This is a genomic window from Vagococcus intermedius, assembly GCF_029144185.1.
Classification (GTDB): domain Bacteria; phylum Bacillota; class Bacilli; order Lactobacillales; family Vagococcaceae; genus Vagococcus_D; species Vagococcus_D intermedius.
Map to the genome: position 1 here is coordinate 71745 of NZ_CP110232.1, position 16900 is coordinate 88644.

The 16900-nt window shown below is 35.3% G+C and carries 17 protein-coding genes; 16 read left to right on the forward strand and 1 reads right to left on the reverse strand.

Features of this window, described 5'->3' with window-relative positions:
• Positions 1 to 2: 2 nt before the first annotated feature.
• From OL234_RS00425 to OL234_RS00475, 11 genes are all read left to right on the forward strand, one after another.
• Positions 3 to 545: a helix-turn-helix domain-containing protein gene (locus OL234_RS00425; RefSeq protein WP_275469212.1), complete on the forward strand. Its 543-nt coding sequence runs from the start codon at positions 3 to 5 to the stop codon at positions 543 to 545.
• 14 nt (positions 546 to 559) lie between these two features.
• Positions 560 to 1648, forward strand: a complete 1089-nt coding sequence (locus tag OL234_RS00430) for an ABC transporter ATP-binding protein (protein WP_275469213.1) — start codon at positions 560 to 562, stop codon at positions 1646 to 1648.
• A gap of 12 nt (positions 1649 to 1660) precedes the next feature.
• Entirely contained in the window at positions 1661 to 2473 is an 813-nt protein-coding gene (locus OL234_RS00435; protein WP_275469214.1) for an ABC transporter permease, read from the forward strand.
• Entirely contained in the window at positions 2473 to 3306 is an 834-nt protein-coding gene (locus OL234_RS00440) for an ABC transporter permease (RefSeq protein WP_275469215.1), read from the forward strand. The genes OL234_RS00435 and OL234_RS00440 overlap by 1 nt, the downstream gene beginning before the upstream one ends.
• Positions 3303 to 4376 (forward strand): ABC transporter substrate-binding protein, encoded by a 1074-nt coding sequence (locus OL234_RS00445; protein WP_275469216.1) that lies wholly within the window; start codon positions 3303 to 3305, stop codon positions 4374 to 4376. The genes OL234_RS00440 and OL234_RS00445 overlap by 4 nt, the downstream gene beginning before the upstream one ends.
• A 167-nt stretch (positions 4377 to 4543) precedes the next feature.
• Positions 4544 to 5410, forward strand: coding sequence for a 4-(cytidine 5'-diphospho)-2-C-methyl-D-erythritol kinase (gene ispE, locus OL234_RS00450; RefSeq protein WP_275469217.1), 867 nt, complete (start codon positions 4544 to 4546; stop codon positions 5408 to 5410).
• A 163-nt stretch (positions 5411 to 5573) separates the two neighbouring features.
• Positions 5574 to 6257, forward strand: a complete 684-nt coding sequence (locus OL234_RS00455) for a metal ABC transporter ATP-binding protein (RefSeq protein WP_275470160.1) — start codon at positions 5574 to 5576, stop codon at positions 6255 to 6257.
• Positions 6230 to 7066 (forward strand): metal ABC transporter permease, encoded by an 837-nt coding sequence (locus tag OL234_RS00460; protein WP_275469218.1) that lies wholly within the window; start codon positions 6230 to 6232, stop codon positions 7064 to 7066. Before OL234_RS00455 ends, OL234_RS00460 begins: the two co-directional genes overlap by 28 nt.
• A 133-nt stretch (positions 7067 to 7199) precedes the next feature.
• Positions 7200 to 8021 (forward strand): pur operon repressor, encoded by an 822-nt coding sequence (gene purR, locus OL234_RS00465; RefSeq protein ID WP_437184427.1) that lies wholly within the window; start codon positions 7200 to 7202, stop codon positions 8019 to 8021.
• 19 nt (positions 8022 to 8040) lie between these two features.
• The gene (gene glmU, locus OL234_RS00470) at positions 8041 to 9414 is read left to right on the forward strand and encodes a bifunctional UDP-N-acetylglucosamine diphosphorylase/glucosamine-1-phosphate N-acetyltransferase GlmU (protein WP_275469219.1); all 1374 of its coding nucleotides are present in this window, start codon (positions 8041 to 8043) and stop codon (positions 9412 to 9414) included.
• A gap of 91 nt (positions 9415 to 9505) precedes the next feature.
• On the forward strand, positions 9506 to 10474 hold the full coding sequence (locus tag OL234_RS00475) for a ribose-phosphate diphosphokinase (protein ID WP_275469220.1): 969 nt from the start codon (positions 9506 to 9508) through the stop codon (positions 10472 to 10474).
• Positions 10475 to 10512: 38 nt separating this feature from the next.
• Here the strand turns inward: OL234_RS00475 and mscL are convergent, their stop codons facing one another.
• Positions 10513 to 10971 (reverse strand): large conductance mechanosensitive channel protein MscL, encoded by a 459-nt coding sequence (gene mscL, locus OL234_RS00480; RefSeq protein ID WP_275469221.1) that lies wholly within the window; start codon positions 10969 to 10971, stop codon positions 10513 to 10515.
• Positions 10972 to 11253: 282 nt separating this feature from the next.
• Between mscL and yfmF the strand changes: the two genes are divergently transcribed.
• The 5 genes from yfmF to OL234_RS00505 all read left to right on the forward strand — a co-directional run bounded on the left by yfmF (position 11254) and on the right by OL234_RS00505 (position 16827).
• The gene (gene yfmF, locus OL234_RS00485) at positions 11254 to 12534 is read left to right on the forward strand and encodes an EF-P 5-aminopentanol modification-associated protein YfmF (protein ID WP_275469222.1); all 1281 of its coding nucleotides are present in this window, start codon (positions 11254 to 11256) and stop codon (positions 12532 to 12534) included.
• A complete protein-coding gene (yfmH, locus tag OL234_RS00490) occupies positions 12521 to 13816 on the forward strand; it encodes an EF-P 5-aminopentanol modification-associated protein YfmH (protein ID WP_275469223.1) in 1296 nt (431 codons plus the stop codon). Before yfmF ends, yfmH begins: the two co-directional genes overlap by 14 nt.
• Positions 13817 to 13968: 152 nt before the next feature.
• Positions 13969 to 14823 (forward strand): helix-turn-helix domain-containing protein, encoded by an 855-nt coding sequence (locus tag OL234_RS00495; protein ID WP_275469224.1) that lies wholly within the window; start codon positions 13969 to 13971, stop codon positions 14821 to 14823.
• A gap of 50 nt (positions 14824 to 14873) precedes the next feature.
• Positions 14874 to 15452 (forward strand): CDP-diacylglycerol--glycerol-3-phosphate 3-phosphatidyltransferase, encoded by a 579-nt coding sequence (gene pgsA, locus OL234_RS00500; RefSeq protein ID WP_275469225.1) that lies wholly within the window; start codon positions 14874 to 14876, stop codon positions 15450 to 15452.
• A 121-nt stretch (positions 15453 to 15573) separates the two neighbouring features.
• Complete coding sequence (locus tag OL234_RS00505) at positions 15574 to 16827, forward strand: competence/damage-inducible protein A (protein WP_275469226.1); 1254 nt, start codon at positions 15574 to 15576, stop codon at positions 16825 to 16827.
• The last annotated feature ends 73 nt before the right edge of the window (positions 16828 to 16900 follow it).

Sequence of the window (16900 nt, forward strand, 5' to 3'; positions counted from 1 at the left end):
TCATGGATATAGGTAATAAAATTAAAAACTTACGAATTCAAAAAAATTTAACCCAAGAAGAATTAGGCGAACGAACTGATCTGACTAAAGGTTACATTAGTCAATTGGAGCGCAATTTAAGTTCACCTTCAATGGATTCTTTTTTTAACTTATTAGAAGTATTAGGGACAACCCCTAAAGAGTTTTTTAATGAGGAAGCAGTTGATCAAAAAGTCGTTTATGATGAAAGTGAACGGACCTTGTACTATGATGAAGATAAGAAATATCAAGTCGAATGGTTAGTGCCGGAGTCAAATGAAAATGATATGGAACCTATTTTTTTAAGTCTAGAAGAAAAAGGAGAGTTTAAAGAATTTGGTCCATCACTGTCAGATACCTTCGCCTATGTGTTAGAAGGTGAAGTTTGTATTGAAATAGGATTACGACGCTACTTTGCTAAAAAGGGTGAGACAATTTATTATCGTGCAACCGACACTCATCAAATAAAGAATCAATATAATGATAAAAGTAAATTGTTACTTGTCGCAACAGAATCATATTTATAGGGAGGTTAGTTAAAATGACGACTAATATAATTACATTTAGCAATGTATCAAAAAGTTATAATGAAACAAAAGTGTTAAAGAATGTCAGTTTTGAAATCGAACAAGGTAAGTTTTATACCTTATTAGGACCATCTGGTTGTGGTAAAACGACTATTTTGAGACTAATTGCCGGTTTTATTGAAACCTCTGAAGGTGATATCCGCTTAGAAGGTAAACGGGTCAATGATATTCCAGCTAATAAACGGAAAGTGAACACGGTCTTTCAAGATTATGCTCTATTTCCACATCTTAATGTTTTTGACAATGTAGCGTTTGGTTTGAACATAAAAAAAGTACCGAAGAAACAAATAGCTGCTAAGGTGATGGAAGTTTTGAAGTTGGTTCAATTAGCGGGATTTGAAGATCGTGAAATTAGTGAAATGTCAGGGGGCCAGCGGCAACGTGTTGCCATTGCAAGAGCCCTTGCGAACGAACCAGAAGTATTACTACTAGATGAACCGTTATCAGCCTTAGACTTAAAACTAAGAACAGATATGCAGTATGAATTGCGTGAACTTCAAAAACGTTTAGGGATTACCTTTATTTTTGTCACCCACGATCAAGAAGAAGCGTTAGCTATGAGTGATGAAATTTTTGTTTTGAACAAAGGAAAAATCGTTCAAAGTGGTTCGCCAGTTGATATTTACGATGAACCAATTAATCGCTTTGTCGCAGATTTTATTGGTGAAAGTAATATTGTACCTGGACAGATGTTAGAAGATAACTTGGTACAATTTGTGGGTAAAAATTTTGAATGTGTGGATGGTGGTATGCGTCCTAATGAGGCCGTTGAGATAATGATTCGTCCAGAAGATTTAACTTTAACCAGTATTGATCAGGGTAAATTAATCATTAAAATTGATAGTCAATTATTTAGAGGGGTTCATTATGAAATGATCGGTCATGATGCAGAAGGAAATGAGTGGGTGGTTCATTCAACTAGAAAGGCTCAAGAAGGAACAGAAGTTGGTTTAGCCTTTGACCCTGAAAATATTCATGTCATGCGTTTTAATGAATCAGAAGAAGAATTTGATGCGCGTTTAGAAAGTTACGAAGAAGAATAGGAGGAAGATAATGTGACAACATCAAAAAGATTTTATTCCATTCCATATGTCCTGTGGTTAGGTTTATTCGTTATTGCGCCAGTTTTATTGATTATTTATCAATCATTTAAAGGAATTGATGGACAATTCACCTTAGAAAATTATCGGATTTACTTTTCTTCTTCTACTTATTTGCGTATGACACTTAACTCAGTTTTTTATGCCTTTGTTATTACAGTTATTGTATTACTTATTAGTTATCCAGCGGCTTATATTTTGAATCAGTTGAAGCATAAGCAGTTATGGTTGATGTTAATTATTTTACCAACTTGGGTTAATTTACTATTAAAAGCGTATGCCTTTATTGGGCTATTTAGTGCACATGGCAGTTTAAATCAATTTCTATCATTTATTGGTATTGGGTCGCAACAAATTTTATTTACGGATTTTAGTTTTATTTTTGTTGCGGCTTATATTGAAATTCCCTTTATGATTATGCCAATCTTTAATGCTTTAGAAGAACTAAATCCCTCTTTAATTAGTGCTAGTCGTGATTTAGGTGCTAATAATTGGGAAACTTTCCGTCGTGTTATCTTACCTTTGTCAATGAATGGAGTTAAAAGTGGCGTTCAAGCAGTTTTCATTCCATCTTTAAGCTTGTTTATGTTGACGAGGTTAATTGGTGGTAATCGTGTGATTACTCTAGGGACGGCAATTGAAGAGCATTTTATGGTGACACAAAATTGGGGAATGGGTTCAACGATAGGAGTCATTTTAATCATTGCTATGATTGCTATTATGCTCTTAACAGGTGAAAAGCGGAAGAAAGGAGGGCGACGTCACTAATGAAGAAAGTTAAAATTAATTGGTCTCGCTTTTACTTAATTGCAGTTTTTATCTTATTATATTTACCAATTTTTTATCTGATTTTTTATTCATTCAATGCAGGAGGCACGATGACTCGTTTTACAGGGATTACATTGGAGCATTACCAAGCAGTTTTTTCAGATAAACGTTTAATTGGCATTGTGTTAAATACTTTTATGTTAGCCTTTCTTTCGGCTTTGATAGCGACTGTGATTGGCACATTTGGAGCAATGATGATTTATTATACTCGTAAACGAAATTATCGAAATGCCTTGTTGAGCCTGAATAATATCCTAATGGTTTCACCAGATGTCATTATAGGAGCTAGTTTTTTAATCTTTTTCACATTCTTAGGGTTGAGTTTAGGCTTTTCATCAGTCCTTTTATCGCATGTTGCCTTTAGTATTCCAATCGTTGTTTTGATGGTTTTACCGAAATTAAAAGAAATGAATGATTCAATGCTTGATGCGGCACATGATTTAGGTGCTAACAATTGGACAGTTATTCGTAAAGTGATTTTGCCCTCAATCACGCCAGGAATTATTGCTGGTTATTTCATGGCATTTACGTATTCCCTAGATGATTTTGCTGTTACTTTTTTTGTGACAGGAAATGGCTTTACGACGTTGTCAGTAGAAATTTACTCACGGGCTAGACAAGGTGTTAGTTTAGAAATTAATGCTCTAAGTGCGTTGCTTTTCTTATTCTCTATGCTATTGGTTGCAGGATACTATATGATTAGCCAAGGAAATTTAACTAAGAGTCAAAAAAAGCGTCGGAAAGAGCATCGAGAGGCGGTTGATAGCCTATGAAAAAATTACAATCTTTATTAATAGGGGTCGTGGCAATAATTGGACTGTTATTTATCGCTAGCCATCAATTAGAAAAAGCGCAAGGTTTTTCTGGGAATAATACGTTGACGATTTATAATTGGGGGGATTATATTGACCCTACTTTATTAAAAAAGTTTGAAGAAGAGACGGATTATAAGGTTAGTTATGAAACCTTTGATTCGAATGAAGCTATGTTTACTAAGATTCAACAAGGTGGTACAGCTTATGATATCACGATTCCTAGTGAGTATATGATTCAAAAAATGATGAAAGAAAAAATGTTAAAGCCGTTGGATTATAAAAAAATCAAAGGAATGGATCAAATTGATGCTAAATTTAAAAATCAAGCCTTTGATCCTAATAATACCTATTCTATTCCCTATTTTTGGGGAACTTTGGGGATCATTTATAATGATAAATTTATTAACTCAAAGGATATGAAAGAATGGGACGATTTATGGCAGCCGGCTTTAAAAAATAATGTCATGTTAGTCGATGGTGCTAGAGAAGTCTTAGGCTTATCTTTAAATAGTGATAATCATTCTTTAAATAGTAAAAATCAAGCCGAGTTGTCAAACGCTAAAGAAAAGTTAATGACAATGGTCCCAAATGTTAAAGCAATTGTTGCTGATGAAATTAAGATGTATATGATTAATGAAGAAAGTGCTGCAGCAGTTTCTTTTTCAGGTGAAGCTGCAGAGATGTTAGCTAACAATCAACATTTACATTATGTGATTCCAAGTCAAGGAACAAATCTATGGTTTGATAATATGGTAATTCCTAAAACAGTTAAAAATAGTGAAGGTGCTTATGCCTTTATCAATTTTATGTTGCGTCCCGAAAATGCAGCTCAAAATGCTGAATATATTGGTTACTCAACACCTAATAAAGCAGCTAAAAAATTATTGCCTAAGGAAATAACTCAAGATGAACAATTTTATCCGGCAGATTCTGTTATTAAAAATTTAGAAGTCTATCATGACTTAGGTCCGGAATATTTAGGAATTTATAATGATTTATTTTTAGAATTTAAAATGCATCGTAAATAAAAAGAGTTCAAATTTGAACTCTTTTTTTATTGTTTACTGGTTGTAGCTCATAAATTGAACCTATTTGTTAAATGAAATCTAACGCTTATAATACTATCTAGATATTTATTAATTTGGTAGGATAGGTTATAATATGAAAGATTATAATTAAGAAGGTAGGTGAGGACATGGAGATTATTGAAAAAGCGCCAGCTAAAATTAATTTAGGGTTAGATATTTTACATAAACGTGACGATGGCTATCATGAAGTTGAGATGATTATGTCTAGTATCGATCTAGCTGACAAGTTAATTTTCCGTGACTTACCTCAAGACCGTATCTTAATTGAAACAGATAGTAGCTTCTTGCCAGTTGATAAACGCAATCATATTTATCAAGCTGTACTCCTTTTAAAAGAGCGTTTTAGTATTAAACGCGGTATTCATATAGAGGTACGTAAAAGGATACCTGTGGCAGCTGGTTTGGCTGGAGGGAGTAGTGATGCTGCTGCGACACTAAGAGCTTTAAACCGCTTATGGCAGCTAGGACTCTCTATAGAAGAATTGGCTGAGTTAGGGGCGACGATTGGTTCGGATGTCCCTTATTGTGTGAGAGGTAATACGGCTCATGCGACGGGCCGCGGAGATATCCTAACCCCCTTACCTGATATGCCTCAGTGTTGGGTAGTGATTGTCAAACCTCGTGTTAGTGTTTCTACTTGGACGATTTTTACGGATTTAGATGTAGCTAGTTTGACTCATCCTGATGTTAATGCAATTAAACAAGCAGTACTTTCAAGTAATTATCAAGCCTTAATAGACTCAGTAGGAAATTCACTAGAGTCTGTTACTGCTAATAAATACCCAATTGTTCAACAAATTAAAGAAAAAATGATGAAATTTGGTGCGGATGCGGCTGTGATGAGTGGCAGTGGTCCAACTGTTTTTGCCTTATGTGATAAATACTCAAGAGCACAAAGGGTCTACAATGGCCTGAAAGGCTTCTGCGATGATGTGCATATTGTTAGGACATTACAAAGTAATCAGATAGAATAAAAGCGACATTAGCTACTTAATAAAGAGCTATCGTCGTTTTTTTTTTATGAATAAGGCTTGACTGATTGTATAATTCAGTGTTATTCTTGATAAGTTCCTAAAACGTAAAGGTTACGATTTATAAAATAATTAATTTTTGAGAAAGATTGGGGGAAAGAGTGTGATAAAACACTACATAGATGTTCAAAAAGTTACCTTCTATTATGGAGAAGAACCTGTATTGCAAGATATATCTTATCATGTAGATCCGGGAGAATTTGTAATTTTAACTGGTGAGAATGGGGCTGCTAAGTCAACTTTGATTAGAAATACTTTAGGGCTGTTACAACCCGCAAGTGGTCAAGTTATAGTCTCAGAAAAGAACGCTTCAGGAGAGCGTTTAAGCATCGGTTATATCCCGCAACAAGTTGCTTCTTTTAATGCTGGTTTTCCAAGTACGGTTTTAGAATTAGTTCAATCAGGTCGTTTCCAAAGAGGCCGCTGGTTTAAACGATTTACTGAAAGTGATCACCAACATGTTGAGAGAGCTTTAAAATCAGTAGGTATGTGGGAAATGCGTCATCGTCGTGTAGGTGAATTGTCTGGTGGTCAAAAACAAAGAATTTGTTTGGCAAGAATTTTTGCAACAGACCCAGACTTATTTATCTTAGATGAGCCAACAACAGGGATGGATGAAAGCTCTCGTGGCGATTTTTATGAGTTATTGCGTCACAATGCTCATGAACATAATAAAGCAATTTTAATGGTTACCCATGATCATGAAGATATTAAAGAGTATGCTGATCGGCATATTCGCTTAGTTAGAAAGGAGGACTCTGAATGGCGATGCTTTCATATGAGTTCATGAGACGAGCGCTTTTAGCAGCAAGTTTTATGGCCATTATTGCCCCATTATTAGGGGTATTTCTAGTAGTTAGAAGACAGTCCTTATTAGCAGATACGTTGTCACATGTATCTTTAGCTGGGATTGCACTAGGTTTTTTCATCAACTTAAACCCAACGATTACCACCTTAGTAGTGGTAATCATATCAGCAGTTATTTTGGAATACCTAAGGACTGTTTATAGTACTTATTCAGAAGTGTCAACGGCAATTTTAATGTCAGGAGGATTGGCGACAGCACTAGTGTTAATGAATGCTAACAAAGGTGATTCGTCGATGAGAATTCAACAATATTTGTTTGGTTCGATTGTGACAATTAGCTGGGATCAGGTAAAAATATTAGGCGTTTTATTGTTATTTTTAGTAGTTATCTTCATTCTCTTCAAACGTCCGATGTATGTAATGACATTTGATGAAGATACGGCTCATGTTGACGGATTACCAGTTCGTTGGATGTCTCTATTATTTAATGTCCTAACGGGTGTGGCGATTACTGTGATGATTCCGATTGCAGGAGCGCTACTGGTTTCGGCTATTATGGTCTTACCTGCCGCAATTGCCATGAGACTTGGAAGCAGTTTTAATAAGGTTTTAGGTATAAGTGTCATCATTGGCTTGATTGGTATGCTGAGTGGTTTGGTGACGTCATATGAAGTTGATACGCCACCTGGAGCAACGATTACGCTTATCTTCATTCTAATGTTCTTCTTAGTTATGTTAGGGAAACGTCTTCGTTTAATAGTAGTGAAAAAAAATGAAAACAAGCGCAATTAATGTGCTTGTTTTTTGTTTTATCAAGGAAAAAGAAAGATTAAAACGAACAATTTCTAATAATATATCAAAAAGACTAGGAATTTATAGTGATTAATCATATAATACTAGATAAATAAAGAGAGAAGAGGTGGTAATGGTGAAAGTCAGAAGAAGTGAGCGTCTCGTTGATATGACACAATACTTATTAGAGCATCCGCACACATTGATTCCGTTGCCTTTTTTTGCGAAACGATATAATTCGGCCAAGTCTTCAATTAGTGAAGATTTAGGTATTATTAAACGAACATTTAGTCTTAGAAACCGCGGCATATTGGAGACGATTCCTGGCGCAGCAGGTGGTGTCCGTTTTATTCCAGAGATTTCGGAGACCCAAGCGCGTGTTATTGTCAATGAATTATGTGAGCGCTTATCCGAAAAAAATCGGTTACTACCGGGAGGCTACGTTTATTTATCAGATTTACTTGGCGAGCCAGAGCTATTACGTAAGGTTGGGCAAATAATTGCTGCTAAATATAAGGATCAAAAAATTGATGCTGTGATGACAGTCGCGACCAAAGGTGTCCCGATTGCCCAAGCTGTTTCTTATCAATTGAATGTCCCATTTGTAATTGTTCGTAGAGATTCTAAAATAACAGAAGGTTCAACAGTGAGTGTTAATTATGTGTCGGGCTCATCTCAACGCATAGAAAAAATGGAGTTATCAAAACGTAGTTTGAAAAAAGGGTCCCGTGTCTTAGTCGTCGATGATTTTATGAAAGGTGGCGGGACTGTAAACGGAATGAAAGGGCTAATTGAAGAGTTTGAAGCCGAGCTTGTTGGGATTACGGTTTTTGCCGAATCAAACTTTAGCGGGTGTCGTGTGATTGATGAGTATCATTCACTGTTATGTGTAGAAGAAGTTGATGTTCAAACTAAAACAATTAGTGTCATACCAGGAACTTATTTCAATAAATAAAACTAAAGGAGTCATAAAAATGACAAAACGTTATGCCATTATTTTAGCAGCGGGACAAGGGTCTCGTATGAAATCAAAAAAATACAAAGTATTACATGAAATTGCTGGCAAAGCAATGGTTGAACATGTTGTAGGAAATGTTGAAAAATTATCTCCAGAAAAAATAGTTGCAGTAGTTGGATTTGGGGCTGAAAGTGTAAAAGAACGTTTAGGGGAACGTAGTGAGTATGCTTTACAATCTGAACAATTAGGTACTGGCCATGCTGTTTTGATGACGAAAGAATTATTAGCAGATAAAGAAGGAACAACCTTAGTGATTTGTGGTGATACGCCGCTTATTACGGCTGAAACTCTAGACGCTTTATTTGCTGCACATGAAAAAGCGGAGGCTAAAGCGACAATTCTAACAGCACATGCTGAAAACCCATTTTCATATGGCCGCATTATTCGTAATGCTGAGGGACATGTCGAACGTATTGTCGAGGAAAAAGATGCCAATGAAGAAGAGCAAAAAGTCCAAGAGATTAATACCGGGACATTTTGTTTTGACAATAAAGCATTGTTTGAAGCATTGGATCAAGTAGGTAATGATAACGCCCAAGGTGAGTATTACTTACCTGATGTGATTGGTATCTTACAACAACAAGGTGAAATTGTAACAGCTCATCAAATGGCTGAATTTGCCGATTCAATTGGAATTAATGATCGTATGGCGCTATCAGTAGCAACTAAGACAATGCGTCAGCGTTTAAATCATCAACATATGGTTAATGGTGTCACTTTTATTGACCCGGATACAACATATATTGATACCGATGTTGTGATTGGAAATGATACAGTTATCGAAGCTGGTGTGCATATTAAAGGTAATACTGTGATTGGTTCAAATTGTTTAATCGGTGCTAACAGTGAAATTATTGACAGTCAATTAGGTGATCATATCAAAGTAACCTCTTCACACATTGAAGGAGCAACTGTTCAAAATGGTAGTGATATAGGCCCATTTGGACGTTTACGTCCAGGGGCAGAGTTAGCTGAAAATGTCCATATTGGAAACTTCGTCGAAGTTAAAAAAGCGACGATTGCTAAAGGAACCAAAATTGGTCATCTGACTTATGTAGGGGATGCTGAAATTGGTGAAAATGTTAACATTGGCTGTGGGACAGTTTTTGTAAATTACGATGGTAAAAACAAGCATCAATCAATTATTGGTGACAATGTCTTTTTAGGATGCCAAACTAGTATCGTCTCACCGGTCACGATTGGTGATGGGGCATTTACAGCAGCGGGTTCAACAATTACTAAAGATGTTCCAGCTAACTCTTTAGCGATTGCTCGTGCTGAACAAGCTAATAAAGAAAATTATGCTAAAAAACTCCCTTATTCTAAATAATTTATGAGCAATCACTTGATTTTCGAGTGAAAAATGACTACTATTTATAGGGAAACAAAAATTTTTTCAAACATAGAAAGCGGAGGTCCTCATGTCAAAACATTACTTTGATCCAAGACTGAAAATATTTGCATTGAATTCTAACAAGAAATTAGCAGAAAAGATTGCAGATGCAGTAGGAGTAGAGTTAGGCAAATCGTCAGTAAATCAGTTTAGTGATGGCGAGATTCAAATCAATATCGAAGAAAGTATTCGTGGCGATCATGTTTATTTAATTCAATCTACAAGCTATCCAGTAAATGATAACTTGATGGAATTATTAATCATGATTGATGCATTAAAACGTGCAAGTGCTAAAACAATCAACGTTGTGATGCCTTACTATGGTTACGCACGTCAAGATCGTAAAGCTCGTTCTCGTGAACCTATTACAGCTAAATTAGTAGCAAATATGTTAACAGCAGCGGGAGCTAACCGTGTATTAACACTTGATTTACATGCAGTACAAATTCAAGGTTTCTTTGATATCCCAGTAGACCATTTAATGGCTGCCCCATTATTAGCAGATTACTTTATTACAAATGGTTACGTAGGAGATGATACAGTTGTTGTTTCTCCAGATCATGGTGGTGTGACGCGTGCTCGTAAGTTAGCTGAATTCTTAAAAGCGCCGATTGCTATTATTGATAAACGTCGTCCAAAAGCTAACGTAGCAGAGGTAATGAATATTATCGGTAATGTTGAAGGCAAAAAATGTATCTTAATCGACGACATGATCGATACTGCTGGTACAATCACTTTAGCTGCACAAGCACTTAAAGATGCTGGCGCAACAGAAGTTGTCGCTTGTTGTACACATCCAGTTTTATCAGGTCCAGCTTTTGATCGACTAGAAAATTCTCCACTTGAAAAAGTTATTGTTACAGATTCAATTTACTTACCAGACGAAAATCGTATTGATAAGATTGAAGAAGTAAGTGTAGGTGAATTGATTGGGGATGCGATTAAACGTATTCATGAAAATAAACCAGTTAGTCCGCTATTTGAAAAGAAAAATTAATAAAAAAAACCTTATCTTTAATAAGATAAGGTTTTTTTTTATTTTTCCTGAGTTAAATTATCAATCATTACAGACTCTTCTTTTGAGAGTGTTTCTCCGTTTTGTTTCGCTAACAAATCACGAATTTCCATTAATAATAATTCAGAAGCTTCAGGTTCCACTTCTTCTTCTGCAACAAAACCAGTTACCGTTCTAGCTTTATTGATAGCTTTAACAATTAAAAAGACAACAATGGCTGTAATTAAGAAAGTGATAATAGCACTAATAACTAAACCATAGTTAAATTTAATTCCTTTAATAACTAACTCCATTCCTTCCATCTCTTTAGTTCCATTTTTGCTACCTGTAATTAGGCGAATAACCAATCCTACAAGTGGTGTAATTAACCCATCAACGATGGATTTGACAATCGCTGTAAAGGCTCCTCCAATAACAACCCCAACGGCAAGATCTAAGACATTACCTTGCATGATAAACTCTTTAAACTCTTTAATCATGATGATTCTCCTTTATAAATTTGATGTTATTTAATTATAACTAACTTGGAGGTAAATTTAAATAATAACGTTTGATAACAGTTAAGTGTTTTAAAAATAGGCCTCAATTGAACAAAGTATCGGTGTAATAATAGCGTGTTATATGCTATCATAAAGTAGATATAATTAACAATTATAGGGTATTTTTGAGTTGAAATAGTATTAGAATTTATAAGATGATTTGGAAGTCTTAGTTTGATGATTAAGAGCAAGAAGTTAATGTTTTAGAAAGTAGGTAGAACAATGAGTATTAAACTTAAACGCGGGGTCAATTTACATGTTATTCCCACAACTAAATATAAAACAGTTCGGATAATGGTTCGCTTTTCATCACCTTTAGAAGTTGACACTATTAGTAAGCGAACATTGTTGGCGAGTTTATTAGAAACCAATAGTCAGAAGTATGCCACACAACAGCAGTTAAGTGAAAAGTTAGCTGAGTTATATGGTGCAAGTTACGGTATTAATATTGGTAAAAAAGGAGACACACATTTAGTTAGTGCCGTTTTAAATGTTGTAAATGATAAATTTTTACCAGGTTCAGAAGATGTTTTAGCTGAAGGAATCTCCTTTTTAAAAGAGGTTTTATTTTATCCTAATTTTGATGAACAGCTTTTTAACAAAGATACATTTGAGCGTGAAAAAGCGAATCTAATTGACTATATCGCCTCAGTCTATGATGATAAACAAAGTCAGGCAGCATTAGCTTTACAAGAATTATACTTTGCAGAATCACCTAGCCAAAAAATACCAAGTTTTGGAACGGTAGAATCTGTTACAGCTTTAAGTCTTGAAGATGTTACAGCTTACTATCATAGGATGATGGCAACAGATACAGTTGATATTATGGTAATTGGTGATGTCACAGAAGAGGCGATGGTTAGTCTATTTTCGAGCTTACCATTTAATGAGCGTCGAGTAGAGACTCAACTTGATTTTTATGAACAAGATACTCCGATAGAAAAAAGAGAAAAAGTTGAGACGCTTTCTGTCACACAAGCTAAGTTAAATATGGGCTATCACACAGGTGTTTATTATCATGATGCCAATTATTTTGCGTTGCAAATTTTTAATGGTTTGTTTGGTGGCTTTCCCCATTCTAAGTTATTTATGAATGTTAGAGAAAAAGAAAGTATGGCTTATTATGCTTCAAGTTCTTTAGATAGTTTTAGAGGCTTGATAACGGTTCAAACAGGAATTGATAGCAAAAATAAAGAACGTGTACTGACACTTGTAGATGAGCAACTTGCAAGCTTAGTAGCTGGTGATATAAGTTCTGAGGACATGAATCAAACAAAAGAAATGCTTAAAAATCAATATTTCTTGTCGTTAGATAATCCAGGTTCGGTCTTAGAAGCAGCTTATCTTGCTGATAAGGTAAAAAAATCTAATTTGACCGATAAAGAATGGGTAGCTGGTTTAGAAGCAGTGAGTGTCGCAGATGTTCAAGCTATTGCTAAAAAATTAAGTCTACAAGCAGTATATTTTATGGAAGGAGAGTCGTTAAGTAATGGAGAAGATTAATTATCCAGGATTAAATGAAACTTTATATAAAGAGACGTTACCTAACGGTTTAAATGTCATATTATTACCAAAATTAGGTTTTAATAAAACCTATGGCTTATTTACGACTAACTATGGGTCAATTGATAATCGCTTTGTTCCTTTAGGTGAGCATGAAATTGTGGAAGTTCCTGATGGGATTGCTCATTTTTTAGAGCATAAGATGTTTGAGAAAGAAGATGGCGATGTATTTCAACAATTTGGTGCTCAAGGAGCCTCAGCGAATGCTTTTACAAGTTTTACACGAACAAGTTATTTATTTTCTAGTACAACTCAAATTAATGAAAATATTACTACCTTGTTAGACTTTGTTCAAGCACCCTATTTTACAGAGGAGACAGTCGAGAAAGAAAAAGGGATTATTGGTCAAGAAATTCAAATGTATCAAGATGATGCAAATTGGCGTTTGTTTTTTGGAATTATAGGGAATCTTTACCCGACACATCCTTTACATATTGATATTGCTGGGACAATTGAAAGTATTGCTGATATTACAGCCGAAGATTTATACTTGTGTTATCGTACCTTTTATCATCCAAGTAATATGAATTTGCTGGTCGTAGGTAATATGGAGCCGGAAACAATGATGGCTCACATTCGCCACAATCAGGCTAATAAATCATTTCCAGATGCGACTTTAATTGAGCGAGAGTTTCCTGAAGTAACAACAGCCGATATTATTAAAAAAGCTAGCATTAATATGCCTGTTAATCGTAGTAAGGTGATTGTAGGTCTTAAAGGGACAAAATCATTGCCTACAGAAGGATTTGAACTCTTACGTTATCAAACAGCTGTGAACTTATTATTACAGTTACTATTTGGAGACACTTCAAGTAATCGTGAAATCATGTATAATGAGGGACTAATTGACGATAGTTTTGGTTATGATTTTAGTTTGGATCGTGGCTATTACTTTGCAGATTTCGGTGGAGATAGTAAAGAACCTGAGCGTTTAGTAGAGAAAATTCGTGATATTTTATTGACGGCTACAAGTAGCTCAGAAATAACAGAGCCTAAGTTACGGTTATTGAAGAAAAAAATGCTAGGTAAATATCTGCAATCTTTAAATTCGTTAGAATATATTGCTAATCGTTTTAGCCAAATGCAGTTTGGTGATGCGACTTTATTTGATATGGCTGAAGTGATTGAAAGTATAACATTAGATGATATTTATAAGGCAATAGATCATTTTATTCAAGAGGACGCCTTAAGTGAGTTTTATATGTATCCAGAAGATCATTAAACTTAGACAGCTAATATCTAACGAAATATTAAAGAATAGCTAGTATTACTAGTTTTAATTCTTAAATATCGTTACAATAGGAAAGCGATAACGTTATTTATTCTGAAAAAGGCTGAGATAAGAGCCAGAGAAAAAGAAAAAAGGGTGAGCAAGTGAAATCGATAGGCGAAATTTTAAAGAGTGCCCGCTTAACTAGAGGGCTGACGATAGAAGAATTACAGCAAACAACGAAAATTCAAAAACGTTATTTAGAGGCAATTGAGGCTAATGACTTTGATGCCTTACCTAGTGTCTATTATGCTAAATCTTTTATTCGACAATATGCAACAGAAGTTGGGGCGGATGCTGAATATTTGATAGCACGTTTTGAAGGAAAACCGACTGAGGCTATTGTGACACCAGAATCAGTTGAGGGGACACGTGCTGATATCCATACGGAGAAAAATAATTCGAAGCTAACTTTTATTATGGATAATTTACCGATGATTTTATTAACAGTTGCCGCAATTGTGATTATTTCAGGAATTGGATTTATCACGTTGCGAGAAGGCAATAAAAAAGAAATGATAAAAAAACCGAAAGAAGTCCAAGTTGATAAACAAGCGGCACCTGCTTCTAAATCTAAAGAGAAACAAGCTGATGACAAGCCTTCAGAGGACAATAAGGAACAAACAGATATGTCTTTAGAATTTCTTAGTCAAGAGGGGTATGATGTCAATATGGCGGCTAATAATATTAGTGATCCGGTGACATTAGATTTAACAAGTATTAATGATCGGTGTTGGATTGGGATAAAAGTAGGGGATGAATATATTTTTGACCAAACGTTGGAAGCAAACAGCACTGATAGTGTGGTGTTACCTGAAGGGACAACCAGCGTAGCGATTACATTAGGTAATTTAAGCAATGCTCAAATTAAAGTGAATGGGCAAGACTTAGATTTTAATCCAGACGGTGCCGCACAGCTAAAACGTAATGTTAATCTAGACATTAATTTAGCCGAGTAATTAAAGGAAAATAGAACAATGGAATATGATTTTAGAGAGGTGTGGGAAAGATGAATTTACCTAATAAACTAACCGTTATCAGAATTTGTATGATTCCGTTATTTATTATTGTAGTAAGTGAAGGATTTGATTGGGGAGTAATCTCAATAGCTGGGACATTGGTTCCATTAAATCAATTGATAGGAATGTTAATTTTTGCTGTGGCAAGTTTAACAGATTGGCTGGATGGTAAGATTGCACGTGCCCAAGGTCTTGTCACAAATTTTGGTAAATTTGCTGATCCATTAGCAGATAAAATGTTGGTGATGACAGCGTTTATTATTTTAGTTGGCCAAGGCAAGGTCGCAAGTTGGATTGTTGCGATTATTGTCTGTCGAGAACTAGCAGTAACTGGTCTACGTTTGTTGCTAGTTGAAGATGGTGAAGTCATGGCAGCTGCATGGCCTGGAAAAGTAAAAACAGCTACACAAATGTTAGCTATTATTTTATTAATGATTAACAATGCACCATTTGAAGCATTAGGCTTCCCGTTAGCGCAAATTTTATTATATGTTTGTTTGATTTTTACTATCTATTCAGGTGTCGATTATTTCTGGCAAAATAAACATGTTTTTAAAGGATCAATGTAATAATTTTATTAAAAGTCGTAGCAAAAGCTATGGCTTTTTTTTTAGCTCGAAGGTCTATGATATAATTAAATAGAAGCATAAAGAAATACGAATACTATAATAGATAGGTAAGAGGGATACGATGAAAGCAGAAATTATAGCAGTTGGGACAGAATTATTACTGGGACAAGTAGTTAATACGAATGCAACCTTTATCTCGGAAGAATTAGCCAGTCTAGGATTTGAAATATATTATCAGACAGTGGTTGGTGACAATACTCAGCGCTTAGAAAAATTGTTAGATTTAGCTGATGGGCGCAGTGAGTTGATTATTTTATGTGGGGGCTTAGGACCGACTGATGATGATTTAACAAGAGATGTTGTAGCCGCTCATGTAGGTGAAAGTTTGGAGACTGATAAGCAAGCCATGACTAAGATAAGTCGATATATGACTAAGATAGGTCGAGAAATGACTGAAAATAACCGTCGTCAAGCCTTAACTATTTCAGGCGGTAAAGTGGTTAAAAATCCACGTGGTTTAGCTATTGGGACATTTTATCAAGGCGATGAGACAGCTTATTTGTTGCTACCAGGGCCCCCAAGTGAGTTGATTCCAATGTTTCATGAAGAGGTAGTTCCATTGCTGACACAGTTATTACCGCAAAAAGAAGTATTAACATCAAGGGTATTGAGGTTTTATGGTATTGGGGAGTCTCGTTTAGTGACTGTTTTAAAAGACTTGATTGATACCCAAAGTAATCCGACTATTGCGCCATATGCTAAAGAAAATGAAGTTACTTTACGTTTGACAGCTAAGACTGACGATAAATGTTTAGCAGACAAATTATTATCAACGATGGAAGAGACTATTATGTCCCGTGTTGGCACGTTTTTCTATGGCTATGGTGAGACAAATTCATTGATGGCAGAAACAGTTAAACTCTTAAAAGAGACAAATAAAACGGTTACGAGTGCAGAAAGTTTGACGGCAGGTCTATTTCAAAGTCTGCTTGGAGATGTGGCAGGAGCTTCAGTTGTTTATCCTGGAGGTGTGGTAACATATGCGACTAAGGTGAAGAGTCAATTATTAGGCATCCCTTTAGATAAATTAGAAGAAAATGGTGTTATAAGCCAATTTTGTGCTGAAAACATGGCAAAACAAATTGGGAAACAGTTAGAGACAGATTATGCAGTTTCCTTTACTGGAGTGGCAGGACCTGATTCTTTAGAAGATCAAGAGCCTGGGACAGTTTGGTTAGGTATATACTCTCGTAAAGAAGGAACACGTGCTGAGAAATTTATGTTTAACGGTAATCGTAATCAAGTGAGACATCATGCGGTCATGCGTGGAACAGATTTACTAAGACGGCAAATTTTAAAAGAAACAGAAAAATAAGAATGCGAACAAACATTCGCTTTTAGCTTGCTTTTTACGCTGAAAAAAAGTATCATAAATATAGTGAGAAAAG